This window comes from Sphingobium sp. TomTYG75 (assembly GCF_054771635.1).
Genome location: NZ_BSRE01000001.1, coordinates 2,649,924 through 2,673,769, shown reverse-complemented (window position 1 = coordinate 2,673,769; position 23,846 = coordinate 2,649,924). Strand labels below are relative to the sequence as shown.

At 61.2% G+C, this 23,846-nt stretch carries 19 protein-coding genes, 2 tRNA genes, 1 other RNA gene and 1 pseudogene; 9 read left to right on the top strand and 14 right to left on the bottom strand.

Features of this window, described 5'->3' with window-relative positions:
* The first annotated feature begins 44 nt into the window (after positions 1–44).
* The 7 genes from aroA to ACYU81_RS13505 all read left to right on the top strand — a co-directional run bounded on the left by aroA (position 45) and on the right by ACYU81_RS13505 (position 6,562).
* Positions 45–1,355 carry a 3-phosphoshikimate 1-carboxyvinyltransferase gene (aroA, locus tag ACYU81_RS13535; RefSeq protein ID WP_460988038.1) on the top strand — a complete coding sequence of 437 codons (1,311 nt, stop codon included), beginning with the start codon at positions 45–47 and terminating at the stop codon, positions 1,353–1,355.
* Complete coding sequence (locus tag ACYU81_RS13530) at positions 1,352–1,603, top strand: CBU_0592 family membrane protein (RefSeq protein ID WP_460988037.1); 252 nt, start codon at positions 1,352–1,354, stop codon at positions 1,601–1,603. The genes aroA and ACYU81_RS13530 overlap by 4 nt, the downstream gene beginning before the upstream one ends.
* The gene (gene cmk / locus ACYU81_RS13525; RefSeq protein ID WP_460988036.1) at positions 1,600–2,235 is read left to right on the top strand and encodes a (d)CMP kinase; all 636 of its coding nucleotides are present in this window, start codon (positions 1,600–1,602) and stop codon (positions 2,233–2,235) included. Before ACYU81_RS13530 ends, cmk begins: the two co-directional genes overlap by 4 nt.
* 171 nt (positions 2,236–2,406) lie before the next feature.
* Positions 2,407–4,119, top strand: coding sequence for a 30S ribosomal protein S1 (gene rpsA, locus ACYU81_RS13520; protein ID WP_460988199.1), 1,713 nt, complete (start codon positions 2,407–2,409; stop codon positions 4,117–4,119).
* A 161-nt stretch (positions 4,120–4,280) separates the two neighbouring features.
* On the top strand, positions 4,281–4,568 hold the full coding sequence (locus tag ACYU81_RS13515; RefSeq protein ID WP_449472252.1) for an integration host factor subunit beta: 288 nt from the start codon (positions 4,281–4,283) through the stop codon (positions 4,566–4,568).
* A gap of 51 nt (positions 4,569–4,619) precedes the next feature.
* A tRNA-Leu gene (locus ACYU81_RS13510) sits at positions 4,620–4,705 on the top strand.
* Positions 4,706–4,777: 72 nt separating this feature from the next.
* Positions 4,778–6,562 carry a cation:proton antiporter domain-containing protein gene (locus ACYU81_RS13505; protein WP_460988035.1) on the top strand — a complete coding sequence of 595 codons (1,785 nt, stop codon included), beginning with the start codon at positions 4,778–4,780 and terminating at the stop codon, positions 6,560–6,562.
* On the opposite strand, the gene ACYU81_RS13500 is transcribed toward ACYU81_RS13505, so the two are convergent.
* Positions 6,559–8,103 (bottom strand): hypothetical protein, encoded by a 1,545-nt coding sequence (locus tag ACYU81_RS13500; RefSeq protein ID WP_460988034.1) that lies wholly within the window; start codon positions 8,101–8,103, stop codon positions 6,559–6,561. The genes ACYU81_RS13505 and ACYU81_RS13500 overlap by 4 nt on opposite strands.
* Before the next feature lie 100 nt (positions 8,104–8,203).
* Entirely contained in the window at positions 8,204–10,858 is a 2,655-nt protein-coding gene (gene alaS / locus ACYU81_RS13495; RefSeq protein ID WP_460988033.1) for an alanine--tRNA ligase, read from the bottom strand.
* 152 nt (positions 10,859–11,010) lie between these two features.
* On the opposite strand from alaS, the gene ACYU81_RS13490 reads away from it, so the two are divergent.
* Both ACYU81_RS13490 and ACYU81_RS13485 read left to right on the top strand, forming a co-directional pair.
* Positions 11,011–13,278 (top strand): NADP-dependent malic enzyme, encoded by a 2,268-nt coding sequence (locus ACYU81_RS13490; protein WP_460988032.1) that lies wholly within the window; start codon positions 11,011–11,013, stop codon positions 13,276–13,278.
* Between the two features lie 30 nt (positions 13,279–13,308).
* Positions 13,309–13,986, top strand: coding sequence for a L,D-transpeptidase family protein (locus tag ACYU81_RS13485; protein WP_460988031.1), 678 nt, complete (start codon positions 13,309–13,311; stop codon positions 13,984–13,986).
* Positions 13,987–13,992: 6 nt separating this feature from the next.
* On the opposite strand, the gene ACYU81_RS13480 is transcribed toward ACYU81_RS13485, so the two are convergent.
* The 12 genes and pseudogenes from ACYU81_RS13480 to ACYU81_RS13425 all read right to left on the bottom strand — a co-directional run bounded on the left by ACYU81_RS13480 (position 13,993) and on the right by ACYU81_RS13425 (position 23,792).
* On the bottom strand, positions 13,993–14,523 hold the full coding sequence (locus ACYU81_RS13480) for a hypothetical protein (RefSeq protein WP_460988198.1): 531 nt from the start codon (positions 14,521–14,523) through the stop codon (positions 13,993–13,995).
* Positions 14,510–14,881 carry a phosphoribosyl-AMP cyclohydrolase gene (hisI, locus tag ACYU81_RS13475; protein ID WP_460988197.1) on the bottom strand — a complete coding sequence of 124 codons (372 nt, stop codon included), beginning with the start codon at positions 14,879–14,881 and terminating at the stop codon, positions 14,510–14,512. The genes ACYU81_RS13480 and hisI overlap by 14 nt, the downstream gene beginning before the upstream one ends.
* Before the next feature lie 63 nt (positions 14,882–14,944).
* Positions 14,945–15,021: transfer RNA gene (locus tag ACYU81_RS13470), tRNA-His, on the bottom strand.
* Between the two features lie 258 nt (positions 15,022–15,279).
* Entirely contained in the window at positions 15,280–15,552 is a 273-nt protein-coding gene (locus ACYU81_RS13465; RefSeq protein ID WP_196226204.1) for an HU family DNA-binding protein, read from the bottom strand.
* A gap of 182 nt (positions 15,553–15,734) precedes the next feature.
* Positions 15,735–18,131 (bottom strand): endopeptidase La, encoded by a 2,397-nt coding sequence (lon, locus tag ACYU81_RS13460; protein WP_460988030.1) that lies wholly within the window; start codon positions 18,129–18,131, stop codon positions 15,735–15,737.
* A gap of 122 nt (positions 18,132–18,253) precedes the next feature.
* A complete protein-coding gene (locus ACYU81_RS13455; protein WP_196226206.1) occupies positions 18,254–18,577 on the bottom strand; it encodes a YbaB/EbfC family nucleoid-associated protein in 324 nt (107 codons plus the stop codon).
* Positions 18,574–20,181 carry a DNA polymerase III subunit gamma/tau gene (locus tag ACYU81_RS13450; RefSeq protein WP_460988029.1) on the bottom strand — a complete coding sequence of 536 codons (1,608 nt, stop codon included), beginning with the start codon at positions 20,179–20,181 and terminating at the stop codon, positions 18,574–18,576. Before ACYU81_RS13450 ends, ACYU81_RS13455 begins: the two co-directional genes overlap by 4 nt.
* 51 nt (positions 20,182–20,232) lie before the next feature.
* Positions 20,233–20,330: signal recognition particle sRNA small type (gene ffs, locus ACYU81_RS13445), an RNA gene on the bottom strand.
* A gap of 41 nt (positions 20,331–20,371) precedes the next feature.
* Positions 20,372–21,238, bottom strand: a pseudogene (blaSGM, locus tag ACYU81_RS13440) (SGM family class A beta-lactamase); the annotation flags it as partial.
* 75 nt (positions 21,239–21,313) lie between these two features.
* On the bottom strand, positions 21,314–21,649 hold the full coding sequence (locus tag ACYU81_RS13435; RefSeq protein ID WP_460988028.1) for a 2Fe-2S iron-sulfur cluster-binding protein: 336 nt from the start codon (positions 21,647–21,649) through the stop codon (positions 21,314–21,316).
* A 17-nt stretch (positions 21,650–21,666) separates the two neighbouring features.
* Entirely contained in the window at positions 21,667–22,758 is a 1,092-nt protein-coding gene (locus ACYU81_RS13430; RefSeq protein ID WP_460988196.1) for a cysteine desulfurase family protein, read from the bottom strand.
* Positions 22,755–23,792, bottom strand: coding sequence for a cysteine desulfurase family protein (locus tag ACYU81_RS13425; protein WP_460988026.1), 1,038 nt, complete (start codon positions 23,790–23,792; stop codon positions 22,755–22,757). Before ACYU81_RS13425 ends, ACYU81_RS13430 begins: the two co-directional genes overlap by 4 nt.
* Positions 23,793–23,846: the final 54 nt, after the last annotated feature.

Genomic DNA, 23,846 nt, shown 5'->3' with positions numbered 1-23,846 from the left:
AAACGGATTGACCCGTGACCACTTCTTCCGATCAGCCTCTTCCCATGACCTTCTCCAGTGCTCCTCCCCTTGCGGGCAGTGTAAGGGTGCCGGGTGACAAAAGCATTTCGCATCGTTCACTCATGCTCTCCGCACTGGCCGTTGGGGAAAGCCGCGTCGAAGGCCTGTTGGAGGGAGAGGATGTGCTGGCCACTGCCGCAGCAATGCGTGCGATGGGCGCGCATATCCAACGAGACGATGATGGCATCTGGCACATTCGGGGCGTGGGCGTGGGCGGATTGCTGCAACCCCAAACAGCTTTGGACATGGGCAACAGTGGCACGTCGACCCGCCTCCTCATGGGCCTGGTCGCAAGTCATGGCATCACTGCGACTTTCATCGGAGATGCATCGCTGAGCAAGCGCCCGATGCAGCGCGTCACCGAGCCGCTGTCCCATATGGGCGCCAGCTTCACCACCAGCCCCGGACACCGGCTGCCGCTCACCATGCGGGGCGCCTGCCCGGCTGTGGCGCTTGATTATCGCCTTCCCGTCGCATCAGCGCAGGTAAAGTCCGCGATCTTGCTGGCGGGTCTGAATACCCCCGGGGTCACGCGCGTCGTCGAGCCGGTTCCGACTCGCGATCACAGCGAGCGGATGCTCAAGGGCTTTGGTGCTGACCTGGACGTAGAAATCGATGCTGATGGAACACGGATCATCACATTAAAAGGCGAGGCCGAACTTCGTCCCCAAGCCATCACCGTCCCCGGCGACCCCTCGTCGGCAGCCTTCCCCATGGTCGCCGCGCTGTTTGTCCCCGGCTCGAAGATTACCATCGAAAATGTCGGCCTGAATGCCACCCGGGCAGGATTGATCGATCTGCTGCGCGAGATGGGGGGCGACATCGTCATCGAGAACCCGCGCGAAGTCGGCGGGGAGCCAGTGGGAGACATCGTCGTCACTGCATCCCACCTGACGGGCGTCGAACCAGACCCCGCCCGCGCGCCCTCCATGATCGATGAATATCCGGTCGCCTTCATCGCGGCCGCCCTTGCCGAAGGCCGTAGCACCTTCCGAGGTCTTGAAGAATTGCGGGTGAAGGAATCTGATCGCATCGCCACTATGGCGGCGGGCCTTCGCGCCATCGGCGTGGGAGTGGAGGAACTGGAAGACGGCATCGTCATTGAGGGAAGCGGAGGTACGCTCCTGCCCGGCGGCGGCCCCATCGCGACCAAGCTGGATCATCGTATCGCCATGAGTTTTGCGGTGGCCGGTCTTGTGTCCAAAAGCGGTGTCACCGTCGATGACATGCGCCCGGTCGCGACCAGCTTCCCCGGCTTTACCGCGCTCTTGCAAACACTCGGCGCGATGGCGTGAATTTCGATTTCCCCAACGTGGTTGGCCTTGTTGGTAGCGGCCTCATGGTTATTGCTTACGCCTACAGCAATATGGCGAAAGTGCTGAACTTCACGCTCTTCAACTTTCTCAACCTGATCGGTTCGTTGCTGCTGATCTACTCACTGACGGTTCATTTCAATGTCGCATCGATGGCGCTGGAGGTCGTCTGGGCCTTTATAGCCGTCATTGGCCTCGCCAAGACGTTGCGGAAAGGCAAAGCAGAATGATCATCGCCGTCGACGGTCCCGCAGCATCGGGCAAAGGTACGATTGCGAAGGCGCTCGGACGCCATTACGGCTTGCCTGTGCTGGACACCGGTCTGTTCTATCGTGCGGTTGGGCTTGCTGTGCTAAAAGCCGGAGGCGATCCGGACCACGAAGCCGATGCGGTTTCCGCTTGCGATTTTGACGATGCAATCCTGTGCGACCCTGCGCTGCGGAGCGAAGCCGTCGGCTCACTCGCTTCCCGCGTTTCCGTCCACCCGAGCGTTCGCCAGGCGCTCGTCCAGCGACAGCGCGATTTTGCGACCCGACCGGGTGGCGCAATACTGGACGGCCGCGATATCGGGACGGTGATCGCACCGGACGCGGATGCAAAGGTCTTTGTCACGGCGAGCGTTCACGTGCGCGCCGAGCGACGCTATGATGACGCGCTTTCCCATGGTGGACACCCGGACATGGATAGCTTGATCGCGGATATTCAGGCACGCGACACTCGCGACATGAGCCGGGATCATGCGCCGCTGCGAATGGCTGATGGCGCAGACTTGCTCGACACCAGCAATTTGACTATAGACGCCGCCGTCCAGCAGGCGATTGCTCTGGTGGACGCCCAGTTGGAACGTCGGCAACAGGCCTGACGCGATGACGGCGCTTGGGATTCCCCGGCGCCCTTTTCGCTTATCCAAAGAGCGTCTCACCCGACATGGCCGAACGGATGTTCGCGCGGCAATCCGGCCGTGCGGACGGTTTGGCCTGAAAGACCACCGGATACAACCGGTAGGCCAGCAATGACGAGTGAAGGAACTACCATGGCCTCTACGGCATTCCCCTCGCGCGACGATTTCGCCGCGCTTCTCAATGATTCTCTCGGTGGCGAGGACGGCGGCTTCGAAGGCCGCGTCGTAAAGGGCACCGTTACCGGCATCGAAAACGACATGGCGCTGATCGACGTCGGCCTGAAGTCGGAAGGCCGCGTGCCGCTGCGCGAATTCGCTGCGCCGGGCCAGAAGGCTGATCTTAAGGTCGGTGACGAAGTCGAAGTCTATGTCGATCGCGTCGAAAACGCCCATGGCGAAGCCATGCTGTCACGCGACCGCGCTCGCCGCGAAGCCGCCTGGGACAAGCTGGAATCCGAATTCACCGAAAATGCCCGCGTCGAAGGCGTCATCTTCGGCCGCGTCAAGGGCGGCTTTACCGTCGACCTCGACGGCGCCGTGGCGTTCCTCCCCGGTTCGCAGGTCGACATTCGCCCCGTGCGCGATGTAACCCCGCTGATGGACATTCCGCAGCCTTTCCAGATCCTGAAGATGGATCGCCGCCGCGGCAACATCGTCGTGTCACGCCGTGCCATCCTGGAAGAAACCCGCGCCGAACAGCGCAGTGGCCTTATCCAGACGCTGGCCGAAGGTCAGATCATCGAAGGCGTCGTCAAGAACATCACCGATTATGGTGCGTTCGTTGACCTGGGCGGCATCGATGGCCTGCTGCACGTCACCGACCTCAGCTACAAGCGCATCAACCACCCGAACGAGATGATCAACATCGGCGATACCGTCCGCGTTCAGATCATCCGCATCAATCGCGACACCCAGCGCATCAGCCTCGGCATGAAGCAGTTGGAAAGCGATCCGTGGGAAGGCGCCGCTGCCAAGTATCCGATCGGCGCCAAGCTTTCGGGCCGCGTCACGAACATCACCGAATATGGTGCATTTGTCGAGCTGGAGCCGGGCATCGAAGGTCTGGTTCACGTTTCGGAAATGTCGTGGACCAAGAAGAACGTTCACCCCGGCAAGATCGTTTCGACCAGCCAGGAAGTCGAAGTTCTGGTTCTGGAAGTCGATCCCGAAAAGCGTCGTATCTCGCTCGGCCTCAAGCAGGCCCAGAACAACCCCTGGGACAGCTTTGCCGAACGTCACCCGATCGGTTCGACCGTCGAAGGCGAAGTCAAGAATGCAACCGAATTCGGCCTGTTCATCGGCCTGGACGGCGACGTCGACGGCATGGTTCACATGTCGGACATCGCATGGGGCATTTCGGGCGAAGACGCGCTGGCTCTGCACCGCAAGGGTGAGTCGGTTCAGGCCGTCGTTCTCGACATCGACGTCGAGAAGGAGCGCATCAGCCTTGGCATGAAGCAGCTTGAGCGTGGCGGCCCGGCCGCTGGCGGCACCACCGCCGCTGCAGCGGGCCTGAACAAGAACCAGACGATCACCGTCACGGTTCTGGAAGTTCGCGACGGCGGTCTGGAAGTCCAGGCTGGCGACGACGGCGCAACCGGCTTCATCAAGCGCAGCGACCTCGGCCGCGACCGCGACGAACAGCGTTCGGAGCGCTTCCAGATCGGTCAGAAGTTCGACGCGCTGGTTACCGGCTTCGATCGGGCCAAGAAGCCGACCTTCTCGATCAAGGCTCTGCAGATTGCAGAAGAGAAGCAGGCAGTCGCTCAATATGGTTCGTCCGACAGCGGTGCATCGCTCGGCGACATCTTGGGCGAAGCGCTGAAGGCCAAGAACGAAGGCTAATCCCTTCGGATATAACTAAAGTAATAGGCCCGTCGGAACTTCTTCCGGCGGGCTTTTTATATCCCAAAATGAGAAAACAACTACCGACATTGGATAATTGTCATGTGGGTAGGGACTCACTATGACTAAACTGGGAACCAGAAGGGGGAGCTGGAGGACCAATGATACGCTCGGAATTAATTCAGACTCTGGCAGAGGAAAATCCAGACCTTGGCCTTCAAGAGGTCGAGAGGATTGTAGACCTCTTCTTCAAGGAGATTGTTGACCGCCTGTCGGGTGGCGGCCGGGTAGAATTGCGCGGTTTCGGCGCCTTTACCACTCGTGCGCGAGACGCGCGGACGGGGCGCAATCCGCGTACGGGGGAACAGGTCCCTGTCTCGGCCAAGCGGGTGCCCTACTTCAAGCCGGGCAAGGAAATGCGCGAACGGCTGAACAGCAAGACTCAGTGAACTCCAGCACATCTTGACCTACGCGTTCGGAAAGGTCAGTGGGAGCGCCACGCGGACGTGGCGAAATCGGTAGACGCAGCGGACTTAAAATCCGCCTCCCCCTGGGAATGCGGGTTCAAGTCCCGCCGTCCGCACCAAGGGTATCACGCATCGCACGTGAAGTTGCCGCAAGGCTGGATATTTTGCCGCGCTTACCGCAATGATGGCGCATGGCCGGTGCAATCAATCCACAAAGTTTCAGCGATTCCCTCGTCATCTTGGGGGCCGCCGGGCTGGTTATCCCCGCCTTTGCACGCTTGAGGATCAGTCCCGTCATTGGCTTCATCTTGGTCGGGCTAGCTGTCGGCCCATCCGGCCTTGGCGCGCTGGTCGCCGAATATCCGTGGCTTTATCATGTCACCATCTCAAACAGAGGAGCGATTGAACCATTCGCTGAGCTTGGTGTCATATTACTTCTCTTCTCGATCGGGCTTGAGCTCAGCTTTCGCCGCCTCTGGACAATGCGCGCCCAAGTGTTCGGGGTCGGTGCCGCCGAACTAATCGGGGGAGCGTCGCTGATTGCTTTGGGCCTCTACTTTCTGGGACAGCCGACCGCAGGGGCTGTCGGATTGGGTCTTGCCCTAGCCCTTTCCTCGACGGCCGTGGTGCTCCCTATGGTGGGCACCCAAAGCGCCGTGGGCCGGGCCGCCTTCGCGATGCTATTGTTCGAGGATCTGGCGCTGGTCCCAATAATATTCATGCTCGGCGCGCTCGCGCCGTCAATAGCCTCCAGTCCTGACGGTGCCTGGAGCGAACTGGCCGATACGTTGCTAAAAGGCGGCATCACGATCGCGGTGATGCTCGTTCTTGGCCGCATTTTTCTGTCACATATCTTCAGCCAGGCCGCGCGGACCAAAAGTCCTGAAGTTTTTCTTGCAGCCAGTCTGCTGGTGGTCATCGTTTCGAGCATCGCGACTTCGCTCGCAGGCCTTTCGCCAATCGTCGGCGCACTGCTGGCAGGCCTACTCATCGCAGAGACCGAATATCATGGTGAGGTCGAAGTGATGACAGCCCCTTTCAAGGGGCTGGCGCTTGGCGTGTTCCTCATCACTGTGGGCATGAGCCTGGACGTCCGGGTGATCCTGGCGAACTGGCCGAGCCTTGTTCTTGCGGTCGTTGGAGTCGTCCTGGTCAAAACATTGGTCACCGCCGCGCTCCTCTATTTTTCGGGCGCGCGAAAGGGCGTGGCTCTGGAAGTTGGCGTGCTGATGGCCAGTCCTTCTGAAACGACCCTCATCGTGCTTTCGACAGCAGCAGCAGCCAAGCTCATTCTCCCGTCCACCGCAGCCTTTTGGCAGATCGTCACGGCCATCGGCCTGACGATCACGCCACTTCTCGCGCGTATCGGTCACGACATTGCGCGCAGGCTGGAAATGGCGCTTGGCGAGGAAGCGCCAGACCTACAGCAGGAAAGTACCGAGGCGGCCGCTGTCGTAATCGGGTTCGGGCGCGTCGGGCGAATGGTGTGCGATCTGCTTCGCCTCCACAACCAGCGTTTCACCGTTGTTGAATCCGACCCGGACGTAGTGGCGGAGGGGCGTCGTGGCGGCTACCCAATCCTCTTCGGGGACGTCGCGCGCGTCGAAATGCTCGACAAGCTCCGTTTGGGCCATGCGCGAGCGTTGATCCTTACCATGGACGATCCCGTGCTTTCGGTGCGTGTCACGAAACGGGTGCGTGGATGGGTGCCGGATTTGCCGATCATCGCCCGTGCGCGCGATACTGATCATGCGGCACAGCTCTACCGGGTGGGCGCAAGCGATGCGGTTCCCGAGACGCTCGAGAGCTCGCTACAACTCGCAGAAACCGCGCTCATCGATCTGGGCGTGGCGATGGGGCCGGTTATTGCCTCGATCCATCAAACGCGTGAGGACTTGCGCATGGGCATTAAAGATGCGGCGCAAATGGATACCGCTCCAAAACTGAGGCGACTCCGCCCTGACGAGGTCGCTTAAGGTCCAATAGCTACAGCATTGTCAGGCCCCGTACCCGACATGCCGCTCCCATCCCAGTTCGGTTCCTTGTCCATCCGTTCCAATACTGTGCTTGCGGTCTCAGCAAGGTTGCCGCCATGGGGGTTATAGGCCACGGGTAGTAAATTGCGTCGCGCCTCTTTGCGGTCACCGATACGCAATTGCTGCATCGCCAGGGTCATGCGCAGGCCGAGATCAAAGGGCGCCAGTTCCGACGCGCGCTCCAGTCCTTGAAGCGCGAGCGAAGATGGCGTTTTCCCCTGCCGGGCGAAGCTGTCATAATAATAGAAGAGCGGCAGCGGATGGTCATTTTCTATGCGATTGAGTGCAATGAAAGTGGCGCGCGCTTGCTTATAGCCCTCGTCCTGATCCGGGGCATCTGGCGCCATGCGATAAAGGGACAGCCCCTTCTGGACATAGGCGTTGACCTGCTTCGGGTCGTTAGCCAGGGCAGCATCTGCTGCGGCGATCGCTTCCTTATCGTTCCCAGCGTCGTGTTCGGCCTCCGCCAACGCGGATAGGACCGCTGGATCTTTCGGGAAGCGCGAAGCTATGGCGCGCGCGTCCGCCAGAACGGCCTTGGCCCCTTCATCGTCGACGCCGCGCCTGGAACGAATGATGACCGGCATCATTGCGTTTGCTCCCGCACTTACTCCTTGCACGACAACGGGGCCGGTTTTGATCATGCTGGCTGGCAGCTTAAGCATGGTCATGCGGGATTTGAGGAGATAGCGGTCTAACTCGTGTTCGAGCTGGCCGAAATCTCCAAACGCTTCGATTGCAGCAGACCGTGGTTCCTTACCCTGGGACATAAGGGTGAGGTAGCGTGAAAGCTGGCCTTTCCTCTCTGGGCTGAAAGTCAGGTAATGATAAAGCAGCCAGCTCTTGCCATAGAACGCATCATACCCCTTGCCTCGGCGCTTTTCATAGGCGGCGGGATCCAGCAGATCGTTCGCGGTCACGTCGATCGCCATATAAAGCTCATAGGCGCGATGCTGCGCGGGCCGCCCGAGTTCGACCCCGCCATCATTGGGAAAAGCGGCTGACGAAAAGAACTCCGCCGCACCTTCCGACATCCAGCGCGGCATCGGGAAGTTGCTCGATCCGATAAGAAAATAATGTGCATATTCATGGAGCAGCGTGATCATCGACGTGTCGATTTGACCGCGCGTCGCTCTGACCCGGGGAACGATCGCGACCGATCCTCCAGCACGGGGTATGTAAAATCCGCCTATATATTGCGAATTGGCCCCATAAAGCTTTCGGACCTGGGCTTCACTGCTCACCACATAGATAGTGAGGCGATTGGAGGGGCTAGGACGGAGGTTCGGCGTTCCCGTGACCGCCGCCATGGCCGCATGGTAGCTTTCAAGCTGCTGTGAGAAGAGACGAGCGTCCGTTGCCCGAGCTTCGGCATAAACAACGAAATGGTCGCTCGAAGCTTCCAGCCATTCAGCACGCGCCGTTGCCGGTGCCAGCAGTAAACAGATAGCAACAAGAAACCGCATGATCCCCCCGATCATTGTCTCTCATCAGATTAGCGGTGATGACCGCAGAAACAAGGTGGCGAAAGCGCAGCTTAAGCATCGCCTCCTTGTCGGCGGTCTCCGAAACCTGGAATTTTTATGCCGGGACGCTGGCCAGGGCCGCCTTGACCGCGTCAATCGCGGCCCCCGCCTTTTCTGCTTCCGGTCCACCGCCCTGAGCCATGTCCGGACGGCCGCCGCCGCCCTTCCCGCCTAGCGCTTCCACGCCCGCACGGACAAGATCGACGGCGCTGATCGTGCCGGTAAGATCATCCGTCACGCCAACCGCGATGCTGACGCGGCCGTCCACCACGGCGAGCACGGCGGACACCCCACTGCCCAGCGCGGCCTTGTTCTGGTCAACGATCCCGCGCAGTTCCTTGGGATCAAGCCCTTCGATCACCTGGCCGATGAAGTCGATCTGGCCGACCTTTTCAGGCCCCGCCACCTGAGCGCTGCTGCCCCCGCCGAGGGCCAGAGCCTTCTTCGCTTCGGCCAATTCACGTTCGAGCTTACGGCTCTGTTCCACCAGAGCGGCGATGCGCGCGGGCACTTCCTCTGGAGTCGTCTTGAGCGCAGCGGCAGACTGACGCAACCGATCTTCGCGGTCGGTCAACCACAGGCGGGCCGCTTCTCCAGTCAGTGCCTCAATGCGGCGGACTCCCGAAGATACCGCGCTTTCCGAAATGATCTTGAAAATCGCAATGTCACCCGTCGCGCGGACGTGGGTGCCACCACACAACTCAACCGAATAGCTGTTCGCGTCACCCTTACCCATGGAAAGAACGCGGACCTCGTCGCCATATTTTTCGCCGAACAGAGCCATAGCGCCCGCCGCGATAGCGTCATCGGGCGTCATGAGGCGCGTCGTGACGCTCTCATTGTGGCGGACCTGTTCGTTCACCAGGCTTTCAATCGAGGCGATCTGACCGTGGGTCAGCGCTTCGGGATGCGAGAAGTCGAAGCGGAGACGATCGGGCGCCACGAGGCTCCCCTTCTGCGTCACATGAGCGCCCAGAGTGTTCCGGAGCGCGGCATGGAGCAGGTGGGTAGCGCTATGATTCGCCCGGATGCGATCGCGGCGGTCGGTGTCGACGGTGAGATGCACCGTATCGCCAACCTTGATGCTGCCCGTCCCAATTTTCGCCCGATGCGCGTGCAGTCGACCAAGTGGCTTTGCGGTATCTTCTACATCAGCCACCAGACCGGACAGCGACGTAATCGTGCCAGCGTCGCCCATCTGGCCGCCGCTTTCGCCGTAGAATGGCGTCTGATTTGTGACGATCGTAACCGTATCACCGGCCGATGCGCTGTCGAAGTTCACACCGTCCTTGACGATCGCCAGCACCTCGCCCTCGCCCTCGGTCGAGCTGTAGCCGATGAACTCGGTATTGCCCGTTTTCTCGGCAATATCGAACCAGATTTCGTCAGACGCCTTTTCACCCGAGCCCTTCCACGCAGCGCGGGCGGCGGCCTTCTGCTCGGCCATCGCGGCGTCGAAGCCTTCACGATCAACGCCCAGGCCGCGTGAACGCAGCGCGTCTTCGGTCAGGTCATAGGGAAAGCCAAAGGTGTCGTAGAGCTTGAACGCGGTTTCGCCCGGCAACGTGCCGCCTTCGGAAAGATCGACCGTCGCTTCGTCGAGCAGCTTGAGACCCTTTTCCAACGTCTGGCGGAAGCGGGTTTCCTCACGCAGCAGCGTTTCCTCGATCAGCGGTTGGGCGCGGACCAGTTCCTGATACGCACCTCCCATTTCGGAGACAAGGCTAGGCACCAGACGGTGCATCAACGGTTCCTTCGCGCCGATGATGTGGGCATGGCGCATGGCGCGGCGCATGATGCGACGAAGGACATAGCCGCGGCCTTCGTTCGCGGGCAGCACGCCGTCCGCGATCAGGAAACTGGTGGAGCGAAGATGGTCCGCGATGACGCGGTGGCTGGCCTGATGCTCGCCATCGATGGCGGTCTTGGTCAGCGCGCCCGATTCCTCGATCAGCGCCTTGAACGTGTCGGTATCGTAATTGTTATGGACGCCTTGCAGCACAGCGGCGATGCGCTCCAGACCCATGCCGGTGTCTATGCTGGGCTTGGGCAATTCGCCGACGATCTCGTTCGCTTCCTGCTCATATTGCATGAAGACGAGGTTCCAAATCTCGACGAAGCGGTCGCCATCCTCTTCCGGCGATCCCGGAGGGCCGCCCCATATATGATCGCCATGGTCGTAGAAGATTTCCGAACAGGGACCGCAGGGACCACTGTCGCCCATGGCCCAGAAATTATCCTTGGTCGGAATGCGGATGATCTTATGCTCAGGAAGCCCGGCGATCTTCTTCCACAGGTCGAAGGCTTCGTCGTCGGTATGATAGACAGTCGCGGTCAGCTTTTCCGCCGGGATGCCCCATTCTTTGGTCAACAGGGTCCAGGCGTGAGTGATCGCCTGTTCCTTGAAATAATCGCCGAAGCTGAAATTGCCCAGCATTTCAAAGAAGGTATGGTGGCGCGCGGTATAGCCGACATTGTCGAGATCGTTGTGCTTACCGCCTGCACGAACTGACTTCTGGCTGCTGGTCGCGGTTTTGTAGGGCCGTGTTTCCAGGCCCGTAAAGACATTCTTGAACGGCACCATGCCCGCGTTGACGAACATCAGCGTGGGGTCGTTATGCGGCACCAGAGGCGCTGAAGGAACGATGGTGTGGCCGTTCGCCCCGAAATAGTCGAGGAAGGAGCGGCGAATGTCGTTGGTCGATGTCATGCGCGCGATTTAGTGGGAAGCGCCCCGGCGCACAAGCGGGGCTTTTCATCGCAGCGGTCAAGTGGGGTCTCTTATCCGACAAGACACGCAAATCGGCCATTTACGGGCCTGTCGGCATTGCCCCTATTCCAAATCAATAATAAGGCCGCGTCATGGACGACAACACCCGCCGCGCAGCCCTGGATTATCATCGCTTTCCCCAGCCGGGGAAGCTACGGATAGAACCTACCAAGCGCATGGTGAACCAGCGCGACTTGGCGCTGGCCTATTCGCCCGGCGTGGCCGCCCCCTGCCTGGAAATCGCCGAAGATCCCGACAAAGCGATGGACTATACGGCGCGCGGCAATCTGGTCGCGGTGATCTCCAACGGCACGGCCGTGCTGGGGCTGGGTGCCATCGGTGCGCTTGCCTCCAAGCCGGTGATGGAGGGCAAGGCTGTCCTTTTCAAGAAATTCGCCGACATCGATGTGTTCGATATCGAGGTGGACACGACCGACCCCGAAAAGTTCATCGAGGCCGTGGCGCTGCTGGAGCCGACATTCGGCGGCATTAATCTGGAAGATATCAAGGCGCCGGAATGTTTCGCCATCGAGGCGGAACTCAAGAAGCGGATGAAGATTCCGGTCTTCCACGACGACCAGCATGGGACGGCGATCGTCGTGGCGGCCGCCGTGCGAAACGCGCTGGTCTTGCAGGGCAAGACGCTCGCCGAAGCACGGCTTGTGACTTCTGGTGCAGGGGCTGCCGCGTTGGCCTGCGTCGATCTGCTGGTGTCGATGGGCCTTCGGCAAGAGCATGTGACGCTGACGGACAAGGATGGCGTCATCCATTCCGGTCGTGAGGGCATGTTGCCGAACATGGCCCGTTACGCGCGCGAGACCAATGCGCGGACTTTGCCCGAAGTGCTGCCGGGGGCTAATATTTTCCTGGGCCTGTCGGCGCCGGGGGTGTTGAAGCCTGAATGGCTGCCCCTGCTCGCGCCGAATCCGCTAATCTTCGCGCTGGCCAATCCGGAGCCGGAGATCCGGCCCGAGGTCGCGCGCGAGGCAAGGCCCGACGCGATCGTTGCAACCGGGCGCTCCGACTATCCCAATCAGGTCAATAACGTCCTGTGCTTCCCCTATATGTTCCGGGGGGCGCTGGATGCCCGCGCGACCGAGATTAACGAGGCCATGAAGGCCGCAGCGGCGGAAGCGATCGCCGCGCTCGCCCGGTTGCCAGCGCATGACAGCGTTGCGCAGGCCTATGGTGGGCGGCGGCTGGCGTTCGGGCCGGACTATATCATTCCGACGCCCTTCGATCCCCGGCTGATCGCAGAGATTGCGCCTGCGGTGGCCAAAGCTGCGATGGACAGCGGCGTGGCGAAGCGATCACTGGATATCGAAGCCTATCGCCGGTCACTGGCCCAACAGAACACGCGATCAGCGCAGTTGATGCTGCCGGTGTTTGAGGCCGCGCGGGGCACCTGCCGCCGCATCGCCTATGGCGAAGGCGAGGATGAGCGCGTGCTGCGCGCGATTCAGGACGGTCTGGACGAGGGGATCGTTCGTCCCGTCATCGTCGCGCGGCGGCGGATATTGAAGGATAAGCTGCCCAGCCTTGGCCTACGGTTCGAGCTGGATCGCGATGTGGAAGTGGTCGATCCCGAAACCGATCATGAACTGCTCGGGCAGTTGGTGGATGCGTATCGCGCCATCGCAGCGCGCAAAGGCGTCCCTACAGCCGAGTTGTTGCGTCACGTATATCGGCGCCCGACGGTCACGGCGGCGATGCTGCTGCGCACCGGGCGCGTCGATGCGGCGCTGGTCGGCGGCAACAGCGAATATTGGGGTCAGGTGGAACATGTCCTGCGGATCATTGAGCGTCGGTCGGGACATAGTCGCGTCTATGCGCTGTCGGGGCTGATCCTGGACGCCGGTGCGCTGTTCATCACCGATACGCATATGGTCCCCGATCCGACACCCGAGCAGGTGGCTGAGATGGCTATAGCGGGCGCTACCGAGCTTCGGCACTTCGGCCTTGCGCCGCGCGTGGCGCTTCTTTCGCATTCGAACTTTGGAGCTTCGCACAGCCCCAGCGCGCGGAAGATGCGGACGGCGTTGCAACTGGTGCAGGCACAGGCGCCGGATCTGCTCGTCGATGGTGAAATGCATGCGGATGTGGCACTGAGCCAATCGCTGCGGGAACGGTTGGTGCCAGATACTCGCTTTGAGGGACCTGCCAATCTGCTGGTGATGCCGAACCTCGATTCGGCGAATATCACCCTCACCGCGCTATCCGCCTCGTCCAGCTCGCCGACCGTGGGGCCGATGCTGATGGGGTTGGCGCAACCCATTCATGTGTTGACGCCAGGTGTCACCGCTCGTGGCGTCCTGAACCTGACCGCAATCGCGGCGGCCGAGGTGGATCGGGAAGGCTGAGCTTAACCTTTTGCATGCAATAGAACGGGCATGGCGCGACTGATCCGGAATGTAGCGAAAGCAGCGGGACCGAAGCTGATCATAGGCGGCGTGCTTGGCGCTGCCGGTTTGCTGGTGAACATTTATATGGATCACGGGCGCGACCTTGAGGCATCGCCGCATAAGGCCGCCTCACCTGAAAGCGCCCCTGCCAAGGCACCGATCGAGCGAAGCCGGTCACAGCCGCTGCCCGTCGGTCCCCATGCGCTGGTGGTCAAAAGCGTGTTGCCGATCAAGGGGCCGTTCCGCCATGGCGACTATGTCTGGGATGACAGCCGGGCGCCTGCGACGGGACCGGTCATCATCACGGTGGACCTGAAAGCTCAGACGCTGTCAGCTTTTCGCGCTGGCCATGAAATCGGCGCGGCGGTGATCCTTTATGGCGCCGATGATAAGCCCAGCCCCCTGGGCGCCTTCCCCATTACGCAGAAGGACGCGGACCATGTGTCCAGCCTTTATGATGCGCCGATGCCCTACATGCTGCGACTGACGAATGATGGCGTGGCGATCCATGGCAGCGACGTCAAATGGGGCAGCGCCACCCACGGTTGCATCGGCGTACCGACCGCCTTCGCGCGCAAACTGTTTTACGCAGTGAAGGTGGGGGACCTCGTGATCATCACGCAGGGTAAGATGCTGGACACCAGTCAGGTTCGAGACGCGGGCTGAACCGCATCAATCCTGTTCACAAAGCGGATTGCCATTGCGCCCGGTGGCGCGCAGCGCAGCGCTGGCGTCGCTCGATGCGCGGGGGAAGCTGACGCCTTCGAGTGAGCCCCGTCCTTCGCAAAGATCAGCGCACTTCAGGTCGAGAACACCGGGGAAGGCGATCTGATCGCCATCATATTGGGCGACGATGATGCAGCCCTTGGCCCGATCGAAGCTAAGTATCAGCTTGTCTCCGGCTCGCTTTGCGGAACCCCGCCCTCGACAGCGTTGATCCTCGCCGAAAATGGCTTCGGCTCCGAAGCGAAAATCGCCGGATCGACCGGGGATGATGCACAGGCTGTCACTGCCCGCCTCATGACGCCGCTGGAAAAGTCCGACGGGAGACGATCTAGAGGTGTCCGCGATGACGCCGCTTTCGATGGCTGCGCGTTCGAGCCCGGACGTCGAGGCGGTATTGCCTGCCGAACTCGCGGAGCCCCCGCCGTCCCCCTGGCACCCGACCAGTAGCGGCAGAATGACGAGGCTATTCCACCGTATCGACAGCAGTCAGTCCTTCCGGGCCTAGGTGGCGAAAGAAGCAGGATCGCGCGCCTGTGTGGCATGTTGGACCTGCCGGAACCGCCTTCACCCAAACCGCGTCCTGATCGCAATCGATCCGGATGTCGCGTACTTCCAGCATGTGGCCCGACGTCTCGCCCTTTTTCCAGAGCGACTGGCGGCTGCGCGACCAGAAATGCGCCAATCCGGTTTCCAAGGTCAGGGCAAGCGCTTCCGCATTCATATGGGCGACCATCAGCACATCGCCGTTCCCAGCGTCGGTCACGACTGCTGTGATCAGTCCGTCACGATCATATTTTGGATTGAGGGTCAGGCCCTTGTCACGCGCATCGTCCATAGTCGGGCTATAGTCCGGTGGAGGGCTCATGCGAAGCCCATCGCGTCAGAAAAAGGAGGAAAATGGGGCGATCGAGGGGATCCGAACCCCCGACCTCTGGTACCACAAACCAGCGCTCTAACCAACTGAGCTACGATCGCCACAGGGCCGTTCGGCCCAAGAGAGATGCGGCACATATGCGGCGATTGGATAGTCGTCAAGCTGGCAAATGCGTACGCACGATGGAAAAAGAAACGGGGCGCCGACCGATTGGTCCGCGCCCCTCTTCCCTCTGTTCAGTACATGATCGCAACGAGGCTTTCTCACCTTCGGCGACGCTACTCTCCTAAACCAATCAGGCCGCGATGCCCAACATCTTGGTTCTGGATCAGGCGCCCTGCAAGGCGCCATCCTGCTTGTTAGTTGACCGAGTCCTTCAGACCCTTGCCCGCCTTGAACTTGGGCTGGGCCGACGCCTTGATGGTCATCGTTTCGCCAGTACGCGGATTGCGGCCGGTGGACGCCTTGCGCTGCGAAACGGAAAAGGTGCCGAAGCCCACGAGCCGGACTTCGTCGCCCTTCTTAAGTGCAGACGAAATGGAATCGAATACGCCTTCAACCGCCTTGCTGGCGTCGCTTTTGCTAAGACCGCTGCTTTCGGCAACAGCACTGATCAAATCCTGCTTGTTCATACCTTGGGAACCCCCTTCTAACTGTGTGAATAGCTAAGGAATCGCGGCGTCGGCGGCGCAATAAGGCCCAGCTTTGATCGGCTGTCAAAGGGAAAGCGACAAAGCCACCACCTCCAATGAGATTTTCAACCATAGGCCTAAATCTCACTGAAAGTGGCGGCTAATTACCGTTGTGCTTGCAATCAGTGGCGAAGCGTCGCGTCGCCATCCCGCCCCGCAGCCGGACTTGGCTGTGCGGCTAGGTCATCTTCTTCTGTCCAGGCTATCGCTTCAGGCACCGAAATCAACGCGCGGGCAAGCACCTCATCCACATGGGAAACGGGAACGATTTCCAGCCCTTCCCTAATATTTGCCGGAATTTCCGCCAGATCCTTTTCATTCTCCGCCGGGATCAGCACCGTCTTGATACCGCCCCGCAACGCTGCGAGGAGCTTTTCCTTGAGGCCGCCGATCGGAAGTACACGGCCACGCAGCGTCACCTCGCCCGTCATAGCCACATCCTTGTGAACAGGGATGCCGGTGAGCGTCGAAACGATGCTGGTCACCATGCCGATGCCTGCGGATGGTCCATCCTTTGGCACCGCACCTTCGGGAAGGTGGATGTGGATGTCCTTGCGGGTGAAGAGGCTGGGCTTGATACCATAACCCGGTGAGCGCGCCTTCACATAGGAAAAGGCCGCCTGCACGGATTCGGTCATCACTTCGCCAAGCTTGCCGGTCGTCCGGATCGCGCCCTTGCCCGGTACGGTGACAGCTTCGATGGTCAGCAGCTCGCCACCCACTTCGGTCCAGGCGAGACCAGTCACGGCACCGATCTGGTTCTCTTCCTCACCGACGCCGTGGCGGAATTTCCGCACCCCGGCATATTCGGCAAGATTTTCCGGCGTGATCGTAACCTTCTCGAAAACGCCTTCCAAAATCTTGCGGAGCGCCTTGCGGGCAATCCGTGCCACTTCACGTTCAAGCGTGCGGACGCCCGCCTCTCGCGTATAGTAGCGGATAAGATCGCGGATCGCAGCTTCGGTGACTTCCACCTCGCCTTCCTTGAGGCCGTGAGCGTCGATCTGCTTCTGCAGCAAGTGGCGCTGCGCAATCTCGACCTTCTCATCCTCGGTATAGCCTTCGAGCCGGATGATCTCCATGCGGTCCAGCAATGGCTGCGGCAGGTTCAGCGAGTTGGCGGTCGTGACGAACATCACGTCCGACAGATCGACATCGATCTCCAGATAATGGTCCTGGAACTTGCTGTTCTGCTCCGGATCCAGAACCTCCAGCAGCGCCGAAGCCGGATCGCCCCGGAAATCCTGGCCCAGCTTGTCGATCTCATCCAGCAGGAAGAGCGGATTCATCGTGCCCGCCTTCTTGAGGTTGGTCACGATCTTGCCCGGCAGAGACCCGATATAGGTGCGGCGATGGCCACGGATTTCGGCTTCGTCGCGCACGCCGCCAAGCGACTGGCGCACGAACTCGCGGCCCGTAGCCTTGGCAATCGATCGGCCGAGCGAGGTCTTGCCGACGCCCGGAGGGCCGACGAGGCAAAGGATCGGCCCCTTGAGCTTGTTGGTCCGGGCCTGCACCGCGAGATATTCGATGATCCGGTCCTTGACCTTCTCCAGCGCGAAATGATCCTCGTCCAGGATCGCTTGCGCACGCTTCAGGTCGGTCTTGACCTTGCCCTTCTTGCCCCATGGCAGGCCCAGGAGCACGTCGAGATAATTACGCACGACCGTGGCTTCGGCGGACATGGGCTGCATGCCCTTGAGCTTCTTGAACTCCGCCGTCGCCTTTGCTCGCGCTTCCTTGCTGAGCTTTGTCTTGGCGATCTTCTCGGCCAGTTCGGCGAGTTCATCGCCCTCTTCGCCTTCGCCATTACCCAGCTCGCGCTGGATCGCCTTGAGCTGCTCGTTCAGATAATATTCGCGCTGGGTCTTTTCCATCTGTCGCTTCACGCGGCCGCGAATCTTCTTTTCGACCTGAAGAACGCCAAGCTCGCCTTCCATGAAGGCGAAGACCATTTCCAGACGCTTTACGGGATCAGCCTCGACCAGCAGCGACTGCTTGTCGGCCACCTTCACGTTGATATTGGCAGCCACGGCATCGGCGAGACGGCCTGCATCCTCGATCTCACGCAGCTGAACCGGCGTTTCGGCAGGCAGCTTCTTGTTCAGCTTTGCGTAGTTTTCGAATTGCTCAGCAACGGAGCGCATCAGCGCCTCGGCTTCAGGCCCTTCGGCTGCGACCTCGTCGACCGGATCGACTTCGGCGATCAGATGGTTGTCGGCCGAGCTGATCGACTGCAATTGCGCGCGATGCTTTCCTTCGACCAACACGCGGACGGTGCCGTCCGGCAGCTTCAGCAGCTGCAACACAATCGCGACGACCCCGGTGTCGTACAGCGAGTCACGGTTCGGATCATCCTCCGCAGGGTCAAGCTGCGACACGAGGAAGATTTCCTTATTTCCTTCCATCGCCGACTCAAGGGCAGAGACGCTCTTGTCGCGACCGACGAAGAGCGGGACGATCATCTGCGGGAAAACCACGATGTCGCGCAACGGAAGGAGGGGATATTGCGTAGTCATTCAATCTCCGGCGGGCCGCACGATTATTTGCTCTGCCATGCGGTTCCATGGCTTTATGGGGACAATCAGGGCCTCATTCAATTGGTGACGTCCTTTTGAACGGACTGTTATCCGAGTGCCGATCAGAAAGGCAGCTTGAACCCCGGCGGAAGCGGGAGGCCGCTCGTCATCTTCGACATTTCCGCAGAACTTACCTCGTCCGCTTTTTTGCGAGCGTCGTTGAAAGCTGCCGCCACGAGATCTTCCAGCATCTGCTTTTCGCTAGGCGCGAGCAGGCTGTCGTCGATCGACACGCCCACGATCCGGCCCTTGGCCGAAGCGCGGACCTTTACCAGACCGCCCCCTGCTGCTCCCTCAACCTCGATCTTGTCGAGATTGTCCTGTGCGCGTTGCAGCTCTTCCTGCACGCGGCTGGCCATGCCCAATATTTCGTTCAGATCCTTCATCGCTCTGCGCTCCATGCTTCGGTCCGATCAAGATCGGCTTCGGGGAAAGCCGCAAGCACGGCCTTCACCACGGGGGTATCGAATATTTCGGCGCGCTCTTGCGCCTGACTTGCCTGTTGCTGCTCCAGCAATGACGGAACGGCACTGCCTTCACTGCGCCTGATCTGCCACGGCGAACCCGTCGCCCTCTGCAATTCCATCGAGAGCGTACGGCAGAAATCACCGTCGGCCCACTCCTGCGTTAGTTGTAACTCCAATTCAGGTGGATCGAACCGGACGATGCGCACGCAATCATGAAGGAAGTCAGCGAGCCGGCCCTTCTTTTGTTCCCAAAGCAGATCGACGAGGGCCTTAGAATCCTGGGGCAGCGATGCGGTAGGAGCCGAGGCGGATGAGGCCGAAACCGAAGGCGTTTGCGCAGCCGGAACAGAGCCTTCGCGCAGGAGGCGCGCGATTTCGCCGGGGTCGGGCATGGTCGCGGCGTGCATGACGCGCAGCAGCGCCATCTCGCAGGATTCGATCGGGAATGTGGCGCCTGCAACCTCGTCATGGCCCTTTAGGAGCAACTGCCAGAGCCGATGAAGCGGCGCGAAGCCGATTTGCGAGGCCCAGGTTGAGAGCGCCTCCCGTTCCTCCGCGGACTGGCCGGGATTGGCGATGTCCCTCCCTGCCTTCGCCAGCGTCACAGCATGCACCAGTTCGAGCAGGCCCCGAACCAGCGACAGGGGCTCGACGCCGAGCGCATATTGCTCGCGCACCGCAACCAGCAGCGCGGCGGTATCGCCCTCCAGCAGCAGGCCAAGCAGGCGGCGAACGGCGCCACGATCCGACAGGCCAAGCATATCGCGGACCTGAGCGGCGGTGACGAGCGGGGCGCCCTCCCCCATTTCCGCATGGGCGATTGCCTGGTCGAGAATGGAAAGGCCGTCCCGGGCAGAACCTTCGGCCGCCTGAGCGATCAGCGCGAGAGCATCGTCTTCGGCGGCAACCTGTTCCGTCTCGACCACATGGGCAAAGTGGGCCGCGAGCAGTTCAGCGGGAATGCGGCGCAGGTCGAAACGCTGGCAACGGGAAAGGACGGTGACGGGGACCTTGTTCACTTCGGTCGTGGCGAACAGGAATTTCACATGCGCGGGCGGCTCTTCGAGCGTCTTGAGAAGCGCGTTGAACGCGTTCTTCGAGAGCATATGGACTTCGTCGATGATGTAGATCTTGTAGCGCGCGGAGACTGCGGCATAACGCACCGCCTCAATAATCTCGCGCACGTCATCGACGCCGGTGTGGCTGGCAGCGTCCATTTCCACCACATCGATATGGCGGCCCTCGGCGATTGCCTGGCAGGGTTCGCAGACGCCGCAGGGATCGATCGTGGGGCCGCCCTGCCCGTCCGGCCCTACGCAGTTCAATGCCTTGGCGATCAGGCGCGCGGTCGATGTTTTCCCGACGCCCCGCACCCCTGTCATCAGGAATGCGTGGGCCAACCTGCCCCTACGGATGGCGTTACCCAGCGTCTGGACCATGGCATCCTGCCCGATCAGTTCGCGAAAGCTACGCGGCCGGTATTTGCGCGCAAGCACGCGATAGGGCTGAGATGAATCGGACATGGTAACAATCTAGCGGCTTGAGGAGCGGCTGTCGAAGCCGGAAAGCCGAATAAAGGTGGGAGCCGGAACGACCCGCGGCGAAATCGTTGTGGCTGCTTCCGTCAGGACCTGACCAGGTTGGCGACGACCACGTCCGCCCGACTCCCGGCGCGGCATATGGCGAAAGGCTGCGGCGATGGCAAGGGCCGGGTTACTCAAGCCCGGTTCGCTGCGCCTTTGCGACGAAATCAAGTGCGGCGCGGGCCGCTTCGGCGATGGCTGCCTCGGCCGCCTTGACATCGGTGGTCGGCCGATCGAGATAGACGGCCAGCACATATTCCTCACCCGATGGCGCCTTCACCAACGCCACATCATTATAGGCCGTGCCGCAGCTTCCAGTCTTGCTGCCTGAGGCCCACCCTTTTGGCAGGCCAGCCTTGATGCGTTTATCGCCGGTAGTGCTGCCGTTGAGCCAGGTTCGGAGACGCTCGGCGCTTTCGCTCTTCATGTCGCGGAAAATCAAGCGAGCCATAAGGTTTGCCATGGCGGCCGGACTGGTGGTGTCACGGGGATCACCTTCGACATTTTCGTTCAGCGCCGGTTCGGTCCTGTCGAACCTCGTCACCGTATCGCCATGTGCGCGGGCGAAGGCCGTCAATCCTTCCGTGCCGCCAATCATCGGCAGCAGCAGGTTTGCGGCACTATTGTCGCTAACCTCCACCGCCGCCTCGGCCAGTTCCGCCATGGACAGGCGACCGCGTTTGCGGTTTGCCTTCACCACCGGCGCATAGTCGAGAATGTCCTCGTCAGTGAACGCCACCTGTCCTTCCAACCCGAACCGCCCTGCGTCGGCGCCCATCAACACCGCCGCTGCGAGAGGCGCCTTGAAGGTCGAGCACATGGCGAAGCGTTCGTCCCGGTTGAAGCCGAGGAGCAGTCCGCCCTTGTTGTCGACCAGTGCGACCCCGAGGCGGCCACCGGTCTCCTTTTCGATCTCGCGCGGGTTGCGAACGGACTTCATCGCCGATTCGCTAACCATGTAACGCGGCGCAGGCGGCAAGAGGGATTGGCGTGCGCCATCCTCTTGCGCCATGAGTGGGCCAGAGAGCGACAACATCATCCCCGCCGCGACACCGATGCAAAGGCGCATGAACTACATGCCCTGCATATTGTAGGATTCGCCGGGGATGCGGACGGTGAGACCGTCGAGCTTCTCTTCCAATATGATCTGGCAGGACAGGCGGCTGGTCCGGGTGGCTGCTGCGGCGAGGTCCAGCATGTCCTCCTCCGTCTCGCTGGCGGGCGGCAGTTTGGAAAAATCTTCTGCTTCAACAATCACATGGCAGGTGGAACAGGCCATCTGTCCCTCGCACGTTCCCTCCAGCGGCTGGCCTGCCGCCTGAGCTACCTCCAGAAGCACCGAGCCTGCGGCGGCATCGACCTCCTGACGATTTTCGCCATCCGCGCTGACGAACGTGACCCTGATCATGATTGCGACTCCCTTGGCTACGGCGCCGCTTGTACCGCTGCCGCGTCGTTCATTATCTTTGCGGCGCTCTCCAATTCGGCCAGCGTCGTGTAGCGGCCAAAGCCGATCCGCACCGATCCGCGCGCCTCTCGCTCCGACAATCCGATGGCGCGCAACACATGGCTTGGCCGCCCAGAGCCGCTCGCGCAAGCACTTCCCAGCGAAAATGCGACTTCACGGCATTCCGACAACAGCCGGGCGCCATCGATCCCGTCGCGGCGAAGATTGAGATTGCCGTGGTAGCGCGCGTCCACGCCGCCGTTGAGGGTCCATGTGTCAAACAGTTCGCGCGCCTGTTGCCATAGCGCCTCTACATGGGCGTGCTCCTGCTCCGCCCTCTCCCGCATGAGCCGGGCTGCGACGCCGAAACCGGCGCACAAGGCAGGCGATAGCGTGCCTGATCGCAGGCCCGCCTCTTGCCCGCCGCCGTACATGACGGGCTCCAACTTCACCTCGTCCCGTATCCAGAGGGCGCCCACGCCCTTTGGCCCATAGATCTTGTGGGCGCTTATGGCGATCATGTCACAGCTGTCGGGGATCGGGACGCGGCCATAGCCTTGCACCGCATCACAGAGGAACAGCGCCCCTGCGCGGTGAGCAAAATCTGCGAGTTTGTCGATCGGCTGAATGACGCCGATTTCATTGTTCACCAGCATGGCAGCGACGAGCCCCACGCCGGGTTTGATCGCGGCTTCCGCTGCGTCCAGATCGACAAGGCCGTCGGTGCCGACTGGCAGGATCGTGACACGTCGCCCCCTGGTTCCGAGCGCGGACACCGTATCAAGAACGGCCGCATGTTCGGTCGCCAGCGTCACGATGTCACCATCGGGAGCGCCGAGAATCGCTAGATTCAGCGCTTCGGTCGCGCCCGAAGTGAAGATCAGCCGCCCTCCTTGTGGCAAGAGCCTGATGACTTCTTCGCGCGCCAGCTCGACTTGCGCCGCAGCGGCTCTCCCCAAACGATGAGCGCTGTGGGGGTTGGCGAACTGGTCACGCAGAAGTGGGACCATGACGTCAAAGGCCTCGGGCGCGAGCGGCGTCGTGGCCTGATAGTCCAGATAGATGGTCATGGCCGCCTGCTCGCCATCCTTGTCCATTGATCCAGGAAGCGATCAATGTCGGCGTCGCTGGTCGAAGGGCCGAAGCTGACCCGTATGACTTCCCCCGCCGCAACCTCGTCCCAGCCCATGGCGTGCAAGACATGGCTGGTCTTGAGCGAACCGGATGAGCATGCGCTGCCCGCCGAGACGGATATCCCGGCGAGGTCGAACTGTATCAGTTGTGCGCGGGCCGAAACGCCCGGCATGCGGTAGCTAGCGATCGCCGGACTTCGCAGCGCCGCACGCGCGACGATTTCACCGCCCCTTTCCTCGATGGCTTGGTCCAGTCGCTCCCGCAGTCGCGCAACTTCCGGCAACCAGTCCGGGCGATCTTCCAGAGCAGCCGCCATGGCAAGAACGCCGGGGAGGTTTTCAGTACCGGGCCGGTAGCCCTGCTCCTGACCACCGCTGGGTTGCAGTAGCCCCAAATCCCGGATGAGAAGCGCGCCTACACCGGGCGGCCCTCCGAATTTATGGGCGCTGATTGCGATAATGTCCGCGTCAGGCAGGGGGAGCTTGCCCGCGCTTTGGGCGCAGTCGGCAAAGAGGATCGATCCTTGACGATCCAATGTTTCGAGCGGCTGGATGACGCCGGTTTCATTATTCACATGCTGGATGGCGACGAGCGTACCGAGGCCGAGCGCCGTTGAAGCGAGCGAAACAGTGCCTTCTTCCGTGACTTTCAGCCGTTCGGCCTCGGGCGTCACGCGTAGAACCGAATCATGTTCTACCGGAGATGTGAAAATATGGGCGGCCTTCGCTCGCGTCAGGCCGATGACGATCGCCTCGCTCGCGCCTGATGTGAACAGGACATGCCCCTTCCATCCCAAGGCAGTGGCGATACGCGATCGGGCATCCTCCAGCGCAGCACGGGCCGCCCGTCCCTCAGCATGCGGGCTGGATGGGTTTGCCCACAGGTCCATTGCCTCCCGCATGGCAGCTTTCGCCTGCGGCAGCATGGGGGTTGTCGCGGCGTGGTCCAGATAAAGGCGATCAAGGGCCACGAGGCGATGTTACTCATTGATTGCGGAAATGGCGGCGCCTTCTATATAGGCGGT